This window comes from Pseudomonas sp. P9_35 (assembly GCF_034008205.1).
Classification (GTDB): domain Bacteria; phylum Pseudomonadota; class Gammaproteobacteria; order Pseudomonadales; family Pseudomonadaceae; genus Aquipseudomonas; species Aquipseudomonas kilonensis.
This window is the reverse complement of the sequence record NZ_CP125373.1, coordinates 4,225,947-4,241,298: the sequence shown is the minus strand read 5'-3', so window position 1 is coordinate 4,241,298 and position 15,352 is coordinate 4,225,947. Positions and strand designations below refer to the sequence as shown.

16 protein-coding genes are annotated in these 15,352 nt (G+C 61.3%); 2 read left to right on the top strand and 14 right to left on the bottom strand.

Annotated features, from left to right (window positions below; all coding sequences use genetic code 11):
- Positions 1-33 precede the first annotated feature (33 nt).
- The 4 genes from QMK47_RS18540 to QMK47_RS18525 all read right to left on the bottom strand — a co-directional run bounded on the left by QMK47_RS18540 (position 34) and on the right by QMK47_RS18525 (position 2,428).
- Positions 34-510, bottom strand: coding sequence for a hemerythrin domain-containing protein (locus QMK47_RS18540; RefSeq protein ID WP_003203396.1), 477 nt, complete (start codon positions 508-510; stop codon positions 34-36).
- Between the two features lie 197 nt (positions 511-707).
- Positions 708-1,817, bottom strand: a complete 1,110-nt coding sequence (locus tag QMK47_RS18535; RefSeq protein ID WP_253476245.1) for an NAD(P)/FAD-dependent oxidoreductase — start codon at positions 1,815-1,817, stop codon at positions 708-710.
- Between the two features lie 63 nt (positions 1,818-1,880).
- Positions 1,881-2,156: a type II toxin-antitoxin system RelE/ParE family toxin gene (locus QMK47_RS18530; protein WP_253476243.1), complete on the bottom strand. Its 276-nt coding sequence runs from the start codon at positions 2,154-2,156 to the stop codon at positions 1,881-1,883.
- Complete coding sequence (locus QMK47_RS18525; RefSeq protein ID WP_014337668.1) at positions 2,156-2,428, bottom strand: CopG family ribbon-helix-helix protein; 273 nt, start codon at positions 2,426-2,428, stop codon at positions 2,156-2,158. Before QMK47_RS18525 ends, QMK47_RS18530 begins: the two co-directional genes overlap by 1 nt.
- 420 nt (positions 2,429-2,848) lie before the next feature.
- Between QMK47_RS18525 and QMK47_RS18520 the strand changes: the two genes are divergently transcribed.
- On the top strand, positions 2,849-3,316 hold the full coding sequence (locus QMK47_RS18520) for a GNAT family N-acetyltransferase (RefSeq protein WP_320389006.1): 468 nt from the start codon (positions 2,849-2,851) through the stop codon (positions 3,314-3,316).
- A 28-nt stretch (positions 3,317-3,344) separates the two neighbouring features.
- Here QMK47_RS18520 and QMK47_RS18515 read toward each other — a convergent pair whose 3' ends face one another.
- Together QMK47_RS18515 and QMK47_RS18510 are read right to left on the bottom strand one after the other, a co-directional pair.
- Entirely contained in the window at positions 3,345-3,881 is a 537-nt protein-coding gene (locus tag QMK47_RS18515) for a DUF2867 domain-containing protein (protein WP_214512774.1), read from the bottom strand.
- A 24-nt stretch (positions 3,882-3,905) separates the two neighbouring features.
- Complete coding sequence (locus QMK47_RS18510) at positions 3,906-4,595, bottom strand: DJ-1/PfpI family protein (protein WP_413817735.1); 690 nt, start codon at positions 4,593-4,595, stop codon at positions 3,906-3,908.
- Between the two features lie 81 nt (positions 4,596-4,676).
- Here QMK47_RS18510 and QMK47_RS18505 point away from each other — a divergent pair, with 81 nt between their 5' ends.
- A complete protein-coding gene (locus QMK47_RS18505) occupies positions 4,677-5,237 on the top strand; it encodes a TetR/AcrR family transcriptional regulator (RefSeq protein ID WP_253476233.1) in 561 nt (186 codons plus the stop codon).
- Between the two features lie 77 nt (positions 5,238-5,314).
- Here QMK47_RS18505 and nuoN read toward each other — a convergent pair whose 3' ends face one another.
- From nuoN to nuoG, 8 genes are read right to left on the bottom strand one after another with little or no spacing between them, the layout of a single operon-like run.
- Positions 5,315-6,778, bottom strand: coding sequence for an NADH-quinone oxidoreductase subunit NuoN (nuoN, locus tag QMK47_RS18500; protein ID WP_253476231.1), 1,464 nt, complete (start codon positions 6,776-6,778; stop codon positions 5,315-5,317).
- Between the two features lie 7 nt (positions 6,779-6,785).
- Entirely contained in the window at positions 6,786-8,318 is a 1,533-nt protein-coding gene (nuoM, locus tag QMK47_RS18495; RefSeq protein ID WP_253476229.1) for an NADH-quinone oxidoreductase subunit M, read from the bottom strand.
- A gap of 39 nt (positions 8,319-8,357) precedes the next feature.
- A complete protein-coding gene (nuoL, locus tag QMK47_RS18490) occupies positions 8,358-10,211 on the bottom strand; it encodes an NADH-quinone oxidoreductase subunit L (protein WP_253476227.1) in 1,854 nt (617 codons plus the stop codon).
- Entirely contained in the window at positions 10,208-10,516 is a 309-nt protein-coding gene (nuoK, locus tag QMK47_RS18485) for an NADH-quinone oxidoreductase subunit NuoK (RefSeq protein ID WP_003180046.1), read from the bottom strand. Before nuoK ends, nuoL begins: the two co-directional genes overlap by 4 nt.
- 4 nt (positions 10,517-10,520) lie before the next feature.
- Positions 10,521-11,021, bottom strand: a complete 501-nt coding sequence (gene nuoJ / locus QMK47_RS18480) for an NADH-quinone oxidoreductase subunit J (RefSeq protein WP_003203382.1) — start codon at positions 11,019-11,021, stop codon at positions 10,521-10,523.
- 9 nt (positions 11,022-11,030) lie between these two features.
- A complete protein-coding gene (gene nuoI / locus QMK47_RS18475; RefSeq protein ID WP_003180051.1) occupies positions 11,031-11,579 on the bottom strand; it encodes an NADH-quinone oxidoreductase subunit NuoI in 549 nt (182 codons plus the stop codon).
- Positions 11,580-11,590: 11 nt separating this feature from the next.
- Positions 11,591-12,598: an NADH-quinone oxidoreductase subunit NuoH gene (gene nuoH / locus QMK47_RS18470; protein WP_253476225.1), complete on the bottom strand. Its 1,008-nt coding sequence runs from the start codon at positions 12,596-12,598 to the stop codon at positions 11,591-11,593.
- On the bottom strand, positions 12,595-15,309 hold the full coding sequence (nuoG, locus tag QMK47_RS18465; protein ID WP_320389005.1) for an NADH-quinone oxidoreductase subunit NuoG: 2,715 nt from the start codon (positions 15,307-15,309) through the stop codon (positions 12,595-12,597). Before nuoG ends, nuoH begins: the two co-directional genes overlap by 4 nt.
- Positions 15,310-15,352 lie beyond the last annotated feature (43 nt).

Sequence of the window (15,352 nt, the reverse complement as noted above, 5' to 3'; positions counted from 1 at the left end):
CACATGACGGCTGAAGCATCTACGGCGCTTTGATCAGGCGGCGAGGTTGGCGCTGCTCAGTTCTTTTTTGTACTGCGCTTTCATGGTTTCCATGTCTGCACCCAAGGCATCGAGTTTGGCCTTGCCCAGCAGTTTTTTCGCGTGGGGGAACATTTCCTTTTCTTCTTCCTCGATGTGGTGCTCAAGCAGTTCCTTGACCACTTTCACTCGACCGGCGAATTCCGGCTGGGTGGGATCGGTGGCTTTCAGGTCCGGCAGCACCAGCGAGTCGACGGTACGGTGTTCTTCCTTGGCCTCGTAATACATTTCGGCCTCGTCCTTGCCACCAGCCTGCTTGAAAGCCGGATAAAGAATTTCTTCTTCCAGGCGGGTGTGAATGGAAATTTCCATTTCCAGTTTCGCCAACAGGTCGGTACGTTTTTTCACGGCGCGTTCGGTCGACTCGCTCAGTTGAGTCAGGATGGCTTTGACGCGTTCGTGGTCGGCTTTCAACAGATCGATGGCATTCATAGGTAGCTCCTCGGCAATACACGGATGCGGGCAGGCTTCGAGCGCCAACGCCGCGTAGGAGCTGAATTGCATCAGCTGTGCCAGCCGAAGATCGATTTAAAACCCTCTAAAAACAATAGGTTGCAAGGCTAATAATTTCGCGGGTCGTGCAAGCTGCATGAGCGGGGTGCAAAACGCGTTGCACTTTGCGCTGGTGGCTAAACATTTTCGATCCGTTGTCGGACCCGGCTGGCGAGTGCCAGGCAGGACGTCAGCCCGGGCGATTCGATCCCGAGCAGGTTGATCAACCCTGGCACCCGGTGTTCGGCCTCGCTGCTGATGACAAAGTCGCGGGCCGGTTCGCCGGGGGCGGAGATCTTCGGGCGGATGCCGCTGTAGGCCGGTTGCAGGCTCTGGTCCGGCAGGCCCGGCCAATAATTGCGGATCGCCGGGTAAAACGCTTCGGCCCGGGCCGGATCCACTCGGTAGTCCTCGCACTCGACCCACTCGGTGTCTGGCCCGAAACGCGCCTGGCCGGCCAGGTCCAGCGTCATGTGGATGCCCAGGCCGGCGGCTTCCGGGGCGGGATAGACCAAGTGCCGGAACGGTGCCCGCCCGGTGAGGCTGAAGTAATTGCCTTTGCACAAAAAGTCTTCGGGCACCGATTGCATCTCCAGGCCTTCGATGCGGCGGGCGAGGGCGGGTGCCTGGAGGCCGGCGGCGTTGATCAGCAGGCGACAGGACAGGGTCATCTGCGCTGTGCCGCCCAATTCCAGCATGAACCCCCCAGTGATGACGCGAGCGCCCAGTAACGGCGTGTGGAAAGCAATGTCCGCCCCGGCCGCTTCGGCGTCACCCAGCAAGGCCAGCATCAGAGCGTGGGAATCGACGATACCGGTGGAAGGCGAATACAGCGCCGCAACACAGGCCAGGGCCGGTTCCAAAGTCTGCGCCTGTTCCTGGTCGAGCAGGCGCAGGTCGTCCACGCCGTTCATCAAGCCCCGCTCAAGCAATGTCTCGAGTCCGGCCACCTGCGGCTGATCCGTGGCAACGATCAACTTGCCGAGCCGGCGGGTGGCGACGCCGTGGCTTTCGCAATAGTCATACAGCCGGTGCCGGCCTTCGACGCACAGCTGCGCCTTGAAACTGCCCGGCGGATAATAGATGCCCGCGTGGATGACTTCGGAGTTGCGCGAACTGATGCCCATGCCGATGGCTTCGGCGGCTTCGATCAGCAGCACTTCATGACCGGCTCGGGCCATTTCCCGTGCCACGGCAAGGCCAACGACGCCTGCGCCGACCACCACGCATTCGATATCGACGCTCATCCCTGCCGGTCGTCGAATGAAAAAAGATTCTGCGTGATGGCAGTCAGTCCGCTCGAGCCCAAGTCATCGATCCTCACGTGTGTGCCACAGGCGTAGCAGGTAAAGGGTGGAACCGACTATTCCATAGCGCATTTCGTAGCGCCCCACTTGGATTCTGCGTACGTCTCGAGTTTCGAACTCTTCCAGGCGTTCACCAATGCGCGGGTTGGCCAGCAGAGAGGTTGGCGCGGCCGTGAGTTGTTGCACTGTTCGCGCGGCCGCGGGTTGATTCACCGACGCCAGAAATTCATAAAGTCGAGCAATGTCGGAAAGCGCCTTGCTGGTCCACTTCAACTCCATCAGCGCGGTACCGGCAACGGGGCGTCGGTGCTGAGACTATCGGCCCAAGCCTGGACAGCCTGGTGGTCAATCACTCGGCCAGCGTCAACATCGGCCAAGGCCTCATGGGTCAGGCGGCTTCGCTCCTCCTCCTGCTCGATCCAGGCAGATAGCGCTTGTTTGACGATCCAGTTCCTGGAGCGCTCAAGGCGCTCGGCCATCAGGTCGACTTTTTCGGCCAGGTGCACCGGGACGTGAGCTGTGACCGACCGGGTTTTCGCGGTGGTTGTCATGGTGGATTTCTCTTAGGCAATTGGCAGTACAAGCCAGTCTTCTGAGCAACCGCTTCCGGGGCTACTTACTATCGGTGAATAGTACTGAATATTTGTTCGGCGAAATGATTAAGAATGAATCATATTGAATAATGTTGTAGCGTCAAGCACTCCATTCGTAACAGCTCCGGATACTCAAAAGCATGTCGGAACATGCGCAGGTAGTGCAAAGCCGCCTCGAGATTGACTTGTCTGGCCATCCTCAGCACTATCCGACCATGATTTACATACGCCGAATGAACATGATGTGTTCCTCCATGACCGCCTCTGGCGGGCCATGAGGTCATGCGTGCATAGAATTTGACGTGTTACCCCCAAGCCCCGCCAGAGATGGACGGGGCTTTTCAGTTCTCCGTCCGAACATGGCTGACGGAGAATGAAATGTTCGAGATTAGACGAGCCAGCCACAGCGATTCCCAGACAGCATTCGACATTCGCCTTCTAGCGATCCGGCATCAGTGCATCGGCGCCTATACCCAGGCGCAGCTATTAGCCTGGACAGCTGGTACGGCCGAGGATGGCTATGACACGCTGATGGAGAAGCACTTCTATCTGGGCTGTATTGACGGAGAGCCGGTGGCGACAGGAATGCTTGACCTGGAGAACAGCGAAATCGGCGCGATCTTTGTGCATCCTGACTTTATGCAGCGCGGTATTGGCAGGAGAGTCCTGGATCACCTCGAATGCCTGGCGCGGGAGTTGGGCCTGGAGGAAGTCAAGCTTGATGCGACTTTGAATGCGGCTGACTTTTACCGACGCTGCGGTTTCGTGGGTGAGGTACCTGCGATCTACCATTCCCCTTCGGGGCTTCAACTGGCGTGTGTTCCGATGGTGAAGGGGCTTTTATAGTGCAGGTTTGATTTGATCGCTCACGCTCTCAGCCTTGGGGGCTGGTAGCCAGAGGCCAACCGACACGTGCTGCACGCAGGAGGCTGGCTTTAACGACCATGCGGTGAAAGGGCGCAATAACGAAGATGTAGGCCCGGCCTAGACGGTTGTGGCACTGGACCACGGTTGAAAAAACCAGTTGGCGACTGCCTTCTGGCTCTGCCTCTTCAGAACACAGGATCGATATCCGGAAGTCGAGGTGCTTGTCGTCCTCTCCCAACACGATTTCAGTCTGGTTCGTGCTGTAGACCTTGAAGATCTGAATCCGATGAGCAAGTGTCGCCAGATGTCTGGCTGTCTTGAGACCAAAACAGGCAACGACAGTGTCTCGGACTTTCATGAGCCATCCGATCCAGGATGGCTGGTGGGAAAGGATGAATCGCGCAAGCAAGTCTGGGTCGCTGGATGTGCCCGCGGGGAGCCGAATCGCAAAAGCGTCCGCCAGGTTCGTCGACTTGTAAAGGTGGGTGATGCCGGACCTCGAGGGGACTGGCACGGGCGTAATGAGCTCAAATTCTCGGGGCATCGGGGATCTCTTCCTGAGTTCTAACTACCAATTGGATGACATGCCATGTCGCGTTTCTTGTTGGGCGGCGCCAACTTCTCCTTGTCGGATACTGAGCCCGATCAGCACATCGTACAGCGCTTGCTGTCCAGCCGGCAGGACAGGGAGCAACGTCGCACGGCGCTTGTCGGCATCGAACCAGGATTCAACCAACCATCCCACCAGATAGAGCGCCGAAAGGCACCCGCCAGCGGTTGCAACGTTGCCCTGGCATACAAGAGGCTGGTCCACGGGCTCAAGTCCCAGCGCTTGCAAGCCCGATCGTGCATCCGGGTGTGTTGTTGCCTGGTCGCGGAGCAGCCCAAGCCGTTGAAGAATGAAAGCGCCGGCGCATATGGAGCCGATTCGCTGGCGTCTGGCGTCAAGTTCAAACGACGGCAGGAAATCCGGGGCGGCCAGTGCAGCGGGTATCCCTTCCTTGCCGCTGACGAACAATACCGCGTCGGCACTGTTGGCCTCTGAAAGTGGACCGTGTACCGAAACAGGCAGGCCGTGCGCCGATCGTACGACAGGGCTGGAACCCAATATTCGGACGTGCCAGTCCTCAGTGTTGCGGCCTAAGATGTCCCACATCAGGAATAGGTCGATATCAGTGAATTGGTCGAAAGCAACCAGAACGATTTTCTTCAAGGCGAACTCCATGAAAAGTGCTGGCGTGCAGAACGCAACGGCCATCTTTGCGGGTGTTCGCAGCGTATCGATCGGTTACGCACCCTACACAGTCTGTATGGTGCTAAATAGGGAGCGAAATGACCGGTGAGAAAGCTAACTCGTAACCATTGGATCGCGGCTGGTTTTGAGGCCCTCGACCAAATAGGGCATACCGGCGTTTCGGCCGAGAGTCTATCGCGCCGATTGAATGTGACCCGCGGATCGTTCTATCACCATTTCCGCAATCGTGAAGATTTTGTCCGCACCCTGCTGGCTGCGTGGGAAGAAGACTACACGGAGCGCATGCTCGCTTATGCGGGGCAGGGCAGTAGCGCGGGCGAAATCCTGAAACGCTATTTGAGTATTGCCGCTGAGAAACAACCTGGGCGGGAAGTTTCCATCCGAGCCTGGTCGTTGCACGATCCGTTGGTAGGCGAGTTTCAGCAGCGTGTTGACACAAGACGACTGGACTTCGCGATACGGACGTGTCGCCGCTTGGTCCCTATGCCAGGCGAAGCAGAAGTGATTGGTCAGGTGGCTCATCTGTGCCTGATTGGCGGTCAACAGGCTGGGCTACGGCGTGATGCCGCTCGCTTCAACCGTTTCCTGCATGGAGCCTTTTCACTTTTCGAAGGGGCGCTTGCACCGTGGCGGGCTGGGTCATGAGCTAAATCGGGCAACACGCATAAAAAAACGGCACCCGAAGGTGCCGTTTCTGTTTTCTACGAGCTACCGCTACGCGATCAGCCCGTCAAGCCAGCCTGCTGAACCAGGGTCAGCAACGGCTGCGGGTACACACCGAGGAAGAACGCCAGTGCGGCGATGGCCAGCAGCATCACGCCGCCTGCCTTCTGTTCCCAGTGCAACTCGGCGTCGTGGCGACGCAGGTTCGGTTCCATCAGGTACAGGGTGACCATGACGCGCAGGTAGTAGAACACGCCGATGGCACTGCCCAGCACCAGGGAGCCGACCAGCCACCATTGGTGAGCCTCGACGCCGGTGGCGATGATGTAGAACTTGCCGATGAAGCCGGCGGTCAGCGGGATGCCCGCCAGGGACAGCATCATCACGGTCAGCACGGCGGTCAGGTACGGACGGCGCCAGAACAGGCCGCGGTATTCGTACAGGGCGTCGGCGTCGCGGCCGTTGTACGGCGAGGACATCAGGGTGATCACGCCGAACGCACCGAGGCTGGTGATCACGTAGGTGACCAGGTACACGCCGATGGCTTCCATGGCCAGGCCCTTGCTGGCGATCAGGGCGATCAGCAGGTAGCCGAAGTGGGCGATGGACGAATAACCCAGCAGACGCTTGAGGTTGCTCTGGGTCAGTGCCAGCAGGTTACCGAACAGGATCGACGCGATGGCGATGATGGTCAGTACGTTGCTCAGCACACCGCTGCTGGCCACTGGCGAGATCTGGAACAGACGCACCATGACCGCGAACACTGCCACTTTCGACGCGGTGGCCAGGAACGCCGCCACTGGCGCCGGGGCGCCTTCGTAGACGTCCGGGGTCCAGAGGTGGAACGGTACCAGCGACAGTTTGAACGCCAGGCCGATCAGCATCATGCCCAGGCCCAGTTGCGCGATCGGGCTAGGCAGGCCGGTGGCCGCCAGGGCCTGGCCAATGCCGACGAAGCTCAGGGTGCCGGCTTCGGCGTAGAGCAGGGCCATGCCGAACAACAGGAACGCGGAACCGGCCGCCGACAGCACCATGTACTTGATGCCGGCTTCCAGGGAGCGCTTGTTGAAGAAGGCGTAGGCCACTAGGCCGTAGACCGGTACCGAGAGCAGTTCCAGGCCGATGAACAGGCTGGCCAGGTGCTGCGCGCTGACCAGGACCAGGCCACCGGCGGCGGCCATCAGGATCAGCAGGTACAGTTCTTCGCGGTTGCCCGGGTAACCCGAACCGCCATCGCCGAGGTAGGCGTGGGCGAGGGTGACGCAGGCCAGGGTGGCGACCAGGATCAACGCCATGTAGAGGCAGGCGAAGCTGTCGATCTGTATCAGCGGGGTGACCGCCAGGGGCGCGACTTTCAGGGCCGGCAGGATCGACAGCAAGGCCAGGTTCAGCCCCGCCACCGACAGCAGGAAGGTCTGTGAGTGATTGCGCCGCCAGGCGATCGCCAGCATCACCACGATGATCGTGGCGCTGGTGATCAACAGCGGCGCAAGCGCGATAAAGTGTTGAATCGTGAATTCCATAGCGCTCTTACCGGGCCGAAGCGAGTTGAGAGAAGGCGGTGCCGAGCCACTGCTGCACGCCATGCATCGTGGCGGCAGAGGTGTCGAGGAACGGTTGCGGGGAAACGCCGAGGTAAACCAGCAGCACCGCAAGGCCAAGCACCATGATCAGTTCGCGACCGTCCATGCCACGCAGCACTTCGTCCGACTTGGTCGGGCCGAAGTAGGCACGGTGGATCATGATCAGCGAGTAGACCGAACCGAACACCAGGCCGGAAGTGGCGATGGCGGTGATCCACGGTGCACTGACGAACGAACCGATCAGGATCAGGAACTCGCCGACAAAGTTGCCGGTGCCCGGCAGGCCCAGGGAAGCGGCCGCGAAGAACAGGCTGATGGCCGGCAGGTAGGCGATGCGCGACCACAGGCCACCCATCTCACGCATGTCCCGGGTATGCAGACGCTCGTACAACTGGCCGCTGAGGATAAACAGCGCTGCCGCCGACAGGCCGTGAGCCAGCATCTGGATCACCGCGCCTTGCAGGGCGAGCTGGCTGCCGGAGTAGATCCCGATCAGCACGAAGCCCATGTGCGAAACGCTGGAGAACGCGATCAGGCGCTTGATGTCGGTCTGGGCGAACGCCAGGAACGCACCGTAGAAAATCCCGATCAGGCCCAGGGTCATGGCAATCGGCGCGAACTCGGCCGACGCATTGGGGAACAGCGGCAGGGCAAAGCGCAGCAGGCCGTAGGCCGCGGTCTTGAGCAAGATACCCGCCAGGTCCACGGAACCTGCGGTCGGCGCCTGGGCGTGGGCGTCCGGCAGCCAGGAGTGGAACGGCACCACTGGCAGCTTCACCGCGAAGGCGATGAAGAAGCCGAGCATCAGCACGTACTCGGTGGTCTTGGACATCTGCACTTTCAACAGGTCGGCGTAGTTGAAGGTAATCACGCCGGTGTTGTTGAAGTTGACCAGCACCAGGCCAAGGATCGCCACCAACATGATCAGGCCGGAAGCCTGGGTGAAGATGAAGAACTTGGTCGCCGCGTAGATCCGGGTTTTCTTGCCGTCCGAAGAACTGTGACCCCAGAGCGCGATGAGGAAGTACATCGGCACCAGCATCATTTCCCAGAAGAAGAAGAACATGAACAGGTCCAGCGCCAGGAACACGCCGATGACGCCGCCCAGGATCCACATCAGGTTCAGGTGGAAGAAACCCACGTGACGCTGGATCTCTTTCCACGAGCAGAGTACCGAGAGGATACCCAGCAGGCCGGTCAGCAGGATCATCAGCAGCGACAGGCCGTCGAGGGCCAGGTGCACGCTGATGCCGAAGCGCGCGATCCAGGCATGCTTGAATTCAAGCGCCCAGGTCGGATCGGCGCCAGGAGCCGGAGCAAATGAATAGTCGCCGGTCGCCCACAGCCAGAGGCCGAGCGCGAGTTCCAGGGACATGGTCAGCAGCGCAATCCAGCGCGGGAGCGTGGAGCTGGAGCGCTCCGCGATCCAGCACAGCAGGCCGCCGATGAAGGGGATCAGGATTAGCCAGGGCAGAATCATGACGGGCTCGTTTCCTTTCGCAAGTTCGCAAGGTTCATATCAGACCGCTACCAGCACGATGGCGCCGATAACCAGCACGGCGCCAGCCGCCATGGAAGCCGCATACCAACGCAGTTGACCGGTCTCGGTACGGCTCAGGGCAGTGTGGCCGCCCTTGGCCATGCGCGGGATCAGGCCAATGGTCTGGTCGAGCGGGTCTTTGCGCAGAATGTGGCTGATCGCAAGGTATGGCTTGACGAACAGTTTGTCGTAGATCCAGTCGAAGCCCCAGGCGGCGAACCACCAGGCCGAAAGGAATCGCCCGATGCCGCTGTTGGCGATCGCCGTGACGAAACGACGCTTGCCCAGGAACAGCAGGGCGGCCAGCAGGATACCCGACAGGGCAATGGCGCCCGAGGCGATTTCCAGGCTGTGCTTGGCTTCGCCGCCGGCATGGCCGACGCTTTGCGGCAACACATCGGCCAGCGGTGGGGTGATCATCGCGCCGACGAAGGTCGACAGCACGATCAGCACCGACAGTGGCAGCCAGTGAGCAATGCCGTGGCCGGCATGGGCTTCGGTCTTGGCTTCACCATGGAACGCGATGAAGATCAGGCGGAAGGTGTACAGCGAGGTCATGAACGCACCCACCAGGCCGGCATAGAGCAGCGCCTGGTTACCGCTGGCGAACGCTTCCCAGAGGATCTCGTCCTTGGAGTAGAAACCGGCGGTGACCAGTGGCAGGGCCGCCAGGGCCGCGCCGCCAACGATGAAGCTGGCATAGGCCAACGGCAGTTTTTTCCACAGGCCGCCCATCTTGAAGATGTTCTGCTCGTGGTGGCAGGCAACGATCACCGCACCGGAAGCAAGGAACAGCAGCGCCTTGAAGAAGGCGTGGGTCATCAGGTGGAAGATCGCGCCTTCCCAGGCACCGACGCCCAGGGCCAGGAACATGTAGCCGATCTGGCTCATGGTCGAGTAGGCGAGGATGCGCTTGATGTCGGTTTGTACCAGGGCGGCAAAACCGGCCAGTACCAGGGTCACGCCGCCGACGATGCCGACCAGGTGCAGGATGTCCGGCGCCAGGGCGAACAGGCCGTGGGTACGGGCGATCAGGTAGACGCCCGCCGTTACCATGGTCGCGGCGTGGATCAGTGCCGAGACCGGGGTAGGGCCGGCCATCGCGTCCGCCAACCAGGTTTGCAGCGGCAGTTGCGCGGATTTACCAACGGCGCCGCCCAGCAGCATCAGGGTCGCCAGGACGATCCAGAAGTCACCGACCTTGAAGTGCTCGGGTGCCTTGACCAACAGTTCCTGGATGTTCAGCGTGCCCAGTTGCTGGAACAGGATGAACAGGCCGATGGCCATGAACACGTCGCCGATCCGGGTGACGATGAACGCCTTGAGTGCGGCATTCCCGTTGTTGCGGTTGCTGTAGTAGAAACCGATCAACAGGTACGAGCACAGGCCCACGCCTTCCCAGCCGAAGTACAGGAACAACAGGTTATCGCCGAGCACCAGGAACAGCATGCTGGCGATGAACAGGTTGGTGTAGGCGAAGAAGCGCGAGTAACCGGCTTCACCGCGCATGTACCAGGAGGCGAACAGGTGGATCAGGAAACCCACGCCGACCACCACGCCGAGCATGGTGATGGACAGGCCGTCCAGGTAGAGGGCGAAGTTCGGCGTGAAGCCTTCTACCGCCATCCAGCGCCACAGCACCTGCACATACACACCGCCTTCGGGCGGGGCGACGTTGAATTGCCAGATCACGTAGGCCGTGACGATGGCAGACAGGCCGATGGAACCCACGCCAACCAGCGCCGAAAGGTTTTCCGACCAGCGTCCACGGGAGAACGACAGCAGCAGGAAACCAATGAGGGGGAATACGAAAGTCAGAAAGATCAGGTTCATCCGCGCATCTCGCTGGCAGCGTCGATATCGAGAGTGTGGAAGCGGCGATACAGCTGCAACAGGATCGCCAGGCCGATACTGGCCTCGGCGGCTGCCAGGCTGATCACCAGGATGAACATGATCTGTCCATCCGGCTGCGCCCAGCGAGCGCCCGCGACGATGAAAGCCAGGGCGGAGGCATTCATCATGACCTCCAGGCTCATCAGCACGAACAGAATGTTGCGGCGGACCATCAGGCCAACCAGACCGAGGCAGAACAGGATGCCGGCAACCGCCAGACCATGTTCGAGAGGGATAGCAGGCATGTGATTACTCCTTCGCCTCGTTACGGCCCAAATGGAACGCCGTGACGGCTGCGGCAAGCAGCAGCATCGAGGCGAGTTCGACCACCAGCAGGTACGGACCGAACAGGCTGATGCCCACGGCCTTGGCGTCTACGGTGGTGTGGCCGATGGCCTGGCCGCTCTGGTGAGCGAACAGCACATACAGCAGTTCACCCAGCAGCAGGGCGGACAGGATCACCGGTCCCGCCCAGATGCCGGGCTTGAGCCAGGAGCGTTCCTGTTGGACTGCTGCCGGGCCGAGGTTGAGCATCATCACCACGAACACGAACAGCACCATGATGGCGCCGGCGTAGGCGATCACTTCCAGGGCACCGGCGAACGGTGCACCGAGGGCGAAGAAGGTCATGGCCACGGCGATCAGCGAAATGATCAGGTAGAGCAGGGCGTGCACAGGGTTGGTGTTGGTGACCACACGAAGCGTGGACACCACCGCGATACCCGATGCGAAATAGAAAGCGAATTCCATCTTTCTTCCTTAAGGCAGCAAGCTCTTCACGTTGATCGGTTCGGCTTCGTTCTGCGCGGCGCCTTTTGGCTTACCGGCAATGGCCATACCTGCAACACGATAGAAGTTGTAATCAGGGTTTTTACCGGGACCGGAAATCAGCAGATCTTCTTTCTCGTACACCAGGTCCTGACGTTTGAACTCGGCCATTTCGAAATCCGGCGTGAGCTGGATCGCGGTGGTCGGGCAGGCTTCCTCGCAGAGGCCGCAGAAAATGCAGCGCGAGAAGTTGATGCGGAAGAAGTCCGGGTACCAGCGACCGTCTTCGGTTTCAGCTTTCTGCAGCGAGATGCAACCCACCGGGCACGCCACGGCGCACAGGTTGCAGGCCACGCAGCGCTCTTCGCCGTCGGGGTCGCGGGTCAGGACGATGCGGCCACGATAGCGCGGTGCCAGGTAGACCGGCTCTTCCGGGTATTGCAGGGTGTCACGCTTGCGAAAGCCATGGCCGAAGATCATGACCAGGCTTCGCAGTTGGGTACCGGTACCCTTAACGATGTCGCCAATATATTTGAACATGGGTCAAATCCTCACTGAACCGCGGCCGCAGGCGCGTTCATCAAAACGATCGCAGCGGTCACCAGCATGTTGATCAGGGTCAGCGGCAGGCAGAATTTCCAGCTGAAGTCCATCACCTGGTCGTAGCGTGGGCGCGGGATCGAGGCGCGCAGCAGGACGAACAGCATGATGAAGAACGCGGTCTTCAGGGCGAACCAGACGAAGGACAGTTGCGGCAGGATGTCGAACGGACCGTGCCAGCCACCGAAGAACAGCGTTACCAGCAGCGCCGAGATCAGGATGATGCCGATGTATTCACCGACGAAGAACATGCCCCATTTCATGCCGGCATATTCAATGTGGTAACCGTCGGCCAGTTCCTGCTCCGCTTCCGGCTGGTCGAAGGGGTGACGGTGAGTCACGGCCACGCCAGCGATGAAGAAGGTACAGAAACCGAAGAACTGCGGAATGATGAACCACAGGTTCTGGGCCTGGTACTCGACGATGTCGCGCATGTTGAACGAGCCGGCCTGGATCACGATGCCCATCAGCGACAGGCCCATGAACACTTCGTAGGACACGGTCTGGGCCGAGGCCCGCAGGCTGCCCAGCAGGGCGAACTTGTTGTTGCTCGACCAGCCGGCGAACAGCACCGCATACACCGACAGGCCAGCCATGGCGAAGAAGAACAGCAGGCCGATGTTCAGGTCCGCCACACCCCAGGTCGGGGTGATCGGGATGATCGCGAAGGCGATCAGCAAGGCGCTCATGGCGACCACCGGTGCCAGGGTGAAGATCACCTTGTCGGCAAACGGCGGCGTCCAGTCTTCCTTGAAGAACATCTTGATCATGTCGGCGGCGATCTGGAACATGCCGAACGGGCCGACGCGGTTCGGACCGTAGCGGTCCTGCCACCAGCCCAGCAGGCGACGTTCGACAAAGCTCAGCAACGCGCCGCAGACCACCACGGCCAGCAGGATCACGATGGCCTTGAGGACCGTCAGGATCACAGCGATCACTTCAGGGGTGAACCAGCTCATTGCGCTGCCTCCTGCAGACCGTCGACGGTTTTGCCGAAAATCGCTGGCGGGATGCCTGCCAGGCCGGCCGGCAGGGCCACCAGGCCGGCGCCCAGTTCTTCATTGATGCGCAGCGGCAGACGCAAGGTCTGGCCGGCCACGCTCAGGCTCAGCAGGGCACCGTCGTTGACGCCCAGGCGGTCGGCTTCGGACTTGGCCAGCGACACGTAGGCGGCCGGGATGCGTTCCTGCACCGGTGCGGCCTTGGAAGAGTTCTCTTCGCTGCCGAACAGGTGATGGAACGGCACGACCTGCCAGGTGCCCGGTGCCGGATTGAAGGCGCGCGGCACGCTGGCGAACCAGCTCAGGCCATCGCCCTGGCTTTCGATCAGGCGGGTGCCCGGGTCGCCTGCACGCAGGTGACCACCGACTTCGTCCTGGAACTTGTTCCAGGCTTGCGGCGAGTTCCAGCCCGGCGACCAGGCGAATGGCACCTGGGAACGCGGTTCGGTCGAGCCCGAGTAGCCTTCCATGGAGAACGAGAACGCGGTGTCGTTGTCCTGGGAGGTGCGCGGTTCGTGAACGCTGATGTCGGCGCGCATGGCGGTGCGACCGGAGTAGCGCAGCGGTTCGCGCGCCAGCTTCAGGCCTTTGATGCGGAACGAGGCGGACGGTGCGGCGTCGACGATGGCGGCCAGTTGCGGGCTGCTCGAAGCGACGGCGGCGGTAACGTGGTCCAGTTGCGTCCAGTCGATCGGCTGGTCCAGCAGGGTGGCGCGCAGGGCGTGCAGCCAGCGCCAGCCTTCATGAACCAGGATGCTGGCGTCCAGGTATTGCGGGTCGAAGACCTGGAAGAAGCGCTGGGCGCGACCTTCCTGGCTGACCAGCGTACCGTCGCCTTCGGCGAAGCTTGCCGCTGGCAGCACCAGGTGGGCGCGGTCGGTGGTGGCGGTTTTCTGATGGTCGGCGACGATCACAACCTTGGCTGCGTTCAGCGCGGCATCGACCTTGGCCTTGTCAGTGCGGGTGAACAGGTCGTTCTCCAGCACCACGATGGCGTCGGCGCTGCCGTCGATCACCGCTTGCAGGGCCGCGTCCACCGATTCGCCACCGAGCATGGCCAGGCCGAGGCTGTTGGCTTCCGGCACGATCAGGCTGATGGAACCGTTCTTCTCGCGCAGCTTCAAGGCTTTGGCGATGTTGGCCGCGGCTTCGATCAGCGCCTTGGAACCCAACGAGGTGCCGGCGATGATCAGTGGGCGCTTGGCCGCCAGCAGGGCGTCGGCGATGCGTTGGGCCAGGGCGGCCGCTTCGCTGTCCAGGCCTTCTACGGCTGGGGCGCTGGCGTCCAGGGCGTGGGCCACGGCGAAACCGATGCGGGCCAGGTCGTCAGGGGCGGCGTGGACGCATTCTTCGGCCACGTCGTCGAGCTTGGTTTCAGCGAGGCTGGCGATGAACAGTGGGTTCAGCGCGTGCTGGCCGATGTTCTTCACGGCGGCGTCGAGCCAAGGCTGGACGCGCATGGCGTCGGCCATGTCCTCGGCCTTGCCCTTGACCGACTGGCGCAGGGCCAGGGCCATGCGGGCGGCGGTCTGGGTCAGGTCTTCGCCAAGGACGAATACCGCGTCGTGGTCTTCGATGTCGCGCATGTTCGGCACGGGCAGTGGGCTGTCCTTGAGCACTTGCAGCACCAGGCGGATGCGTTCCAGCTCACCGGCTTCGATGCCACTGTAGAAGTGCTCGGCGCCGACCAGCTCACGCAGCGCGTAGTTGCTTTCCAGGCTGGCCCGTGGCGAACCGATGCCGACGATGTTGCGACCGCGCAGCAGCTCGGCGGCCTTGTCCAGCGCTTGGTCCAGGCTCAGCTTGGCGCCACCCGCCAGCTGCGGCTGGCGTGGACGATCCTTGCGGTTGACGTAGCCATAGCCGAAGCGGCCACGGTCACACAGGAAGTACTGGTTCACCGAACCGTTGAAGCGGTTTTCGATGCGACGCAGTTCACCGTAGCGCTCGCCCGGGGAGATGTTGCAACCGCTGGAGCAGCCATGGCAGATGCTCGGCGAGAACTGCATGTCCCACTTGCGGTTGTAACGCTCGGAGTGAGTCTTGTCGGTGAACACACCGGTCGGGCAGACCTCGGTGAGGTTGCCGGAGAACTCGCTTTCCAGGGTGCCGTCTTCAACGCGACCGAAGTACACGTTGTCGTGGGCGCCGAATACGCCCAGGTCGGTGCCGCCGGCGTAGTCCTTGTAGAAACGCACGCAGCGATAGCAGGCGATGCAGCGGTTCATCTCGTGGGAGATGAATGGGCCGAGGTCCTGGTTCTGGTGAGTGCGCTTGGTGAAGCGATAACGGCGCTCGTTGTGGCCGGTCATCACCGTCATGTCTTGCAGGTGGCAGTGGCCGCCTTCCTCACAGACCGGGCAGTCGTGAGGGTGGTTGGTCATCAGCCATTCGACGACGCTGGCGCGAAACACTTTCGCTTCTTCGTCGTCGATGGAGATCCAGCTGCCGTCGGTGGCAGGGGTCATGCAGGACATGACGATCCGACCACGCTTGTCGTTTTCGTCGGTGTACTGCTTGACCGCGCACTGGCGACAAGCGCCAACGCTGCCAAGGGCGGGGTGCCAGCAGAAATAAGGAATGTCGAGGCCCAGCGACAGACATGCCTGTAACAGGTTGTCTGCGCCATCGACTTCGAGCTCTTTGCCGTCTACGTGGATAGTGGCCATGGTTCAAAGTTCTTCGTTGGCCCGGTGTCAGCGGGCGTGGCTA

What these genes read in the sequence shown, in the direction of transcription:
- nuoI (WP_003180051.1), bottom strand. Translation starts at nt 11,579, where the DNA reads ATGTTCAAATATATTGGCGACATCGTTAAGGGTACCGGTACCCAACTG.
- nuoJ (WP_003203382.1), bottom strand. Translation starts at nt 11,021, where the DNA reads ATGGAATTCGCTTTCTATTTCGCATCGGGTATCGCGGTGGTGTCCACG.
- nuoK (WP_003180046.1), bottom strand. Translation starts at nt 10,516, where the DNA reads ATGCCTGCTATCCCTCTCGAACATGGTCTGGCGGTTGCCGGCATCCTG.
- QMK47_RS18530 (WP_253476243.1), bottom strand. Translation starts at nt 2,156, where the DNA reads ATGGAGTTGAAGTGGACCAGCAAGGCGCTTTCCGACATTGCTCGACTT.
- QMK47_RS18535 (WP_253476245.1), bottom strand. Translation starts at nt 1,817, where the DNA reads ATGAGCGTCGATATCGAATGCGTGGTGGTCGGCGCAGGCGTCGTTGGC.
- nuoL (WP_253476227.1), bottom strand. Translation starts at nt 10,211, where the DNA reads ATGAACCTGATCTTTCTGACTTTCGTATTCCCCCTCATTGGTTTCCTG.
- nuoN (WP_253476231.1), bottom strand. Translation starts at nt 6,778, where the DNA reads ATGGAATTCACGATTCAACACTTTATCGCGCTTGCGCCGCTGTTGATC.
- QMK47_RS18510 (WP_413817735.1), bottom strand. Translation starts at nt 4,595, where the DNA reads ATGGCCGTTGCGTTCTGCACGCCAGCACTTTTCATGGAGTTCGCCTTG.
- QMK47_RS18540 (WP_003203396.1), bottom strand. Translation starts at nt 510, where the DNA reads ATGAATGCCATCGATCTGTTGAAAGCCGACCACGAACGCGTCAAAGCC.
- QMK47_RS18515 (WP_214512774.1), bottom strand. Translation starts at nt 3,881, where the DNA reads ATGCCCCGAGAATTTGAGCTCATTACGCCCGTGCCAGTCCCCTCGAGG.
- nuoH (WP_253476225.1), bottom strand. Translation starts at nt 12,598, where the DNA reads ATGAGCTGGTTCACCCCTGAAGTGATCGCTGTGATCCTGACGGTCCTC.
- QMK47_RS18525 (WP_014337668.1), bottom strand. Translation starts at nt 2,428, where the DNA reads ATGACAACCACCGCGAAAACCCGGTCGGTCACAGCTCACGTCCCGGTG.
- nuoM (WP_253476229.1), bottom strand. Translation starts at nt 8,318, where the DNA reads ATGATTCTGCCCTGGCTAATCCTGATCCCCTTCATCGGCGGCCTGCTG.
- nuoG (WP_320389005.1), bottom strand. Translation starts at nt 15,309, where the DNA reads ATGGCCACTATCCACGTAGACGGCAAAGAGCTCGAAGTCGATGGCGCA.
- QMK47_RS18520 (WP_320389006.1), top strand. Translation starts at nt 2,849, where the DNA reads ATGTTCGAGATTAGACGAGCCAGCCACAGCGATTCCCAGACAGCATTC.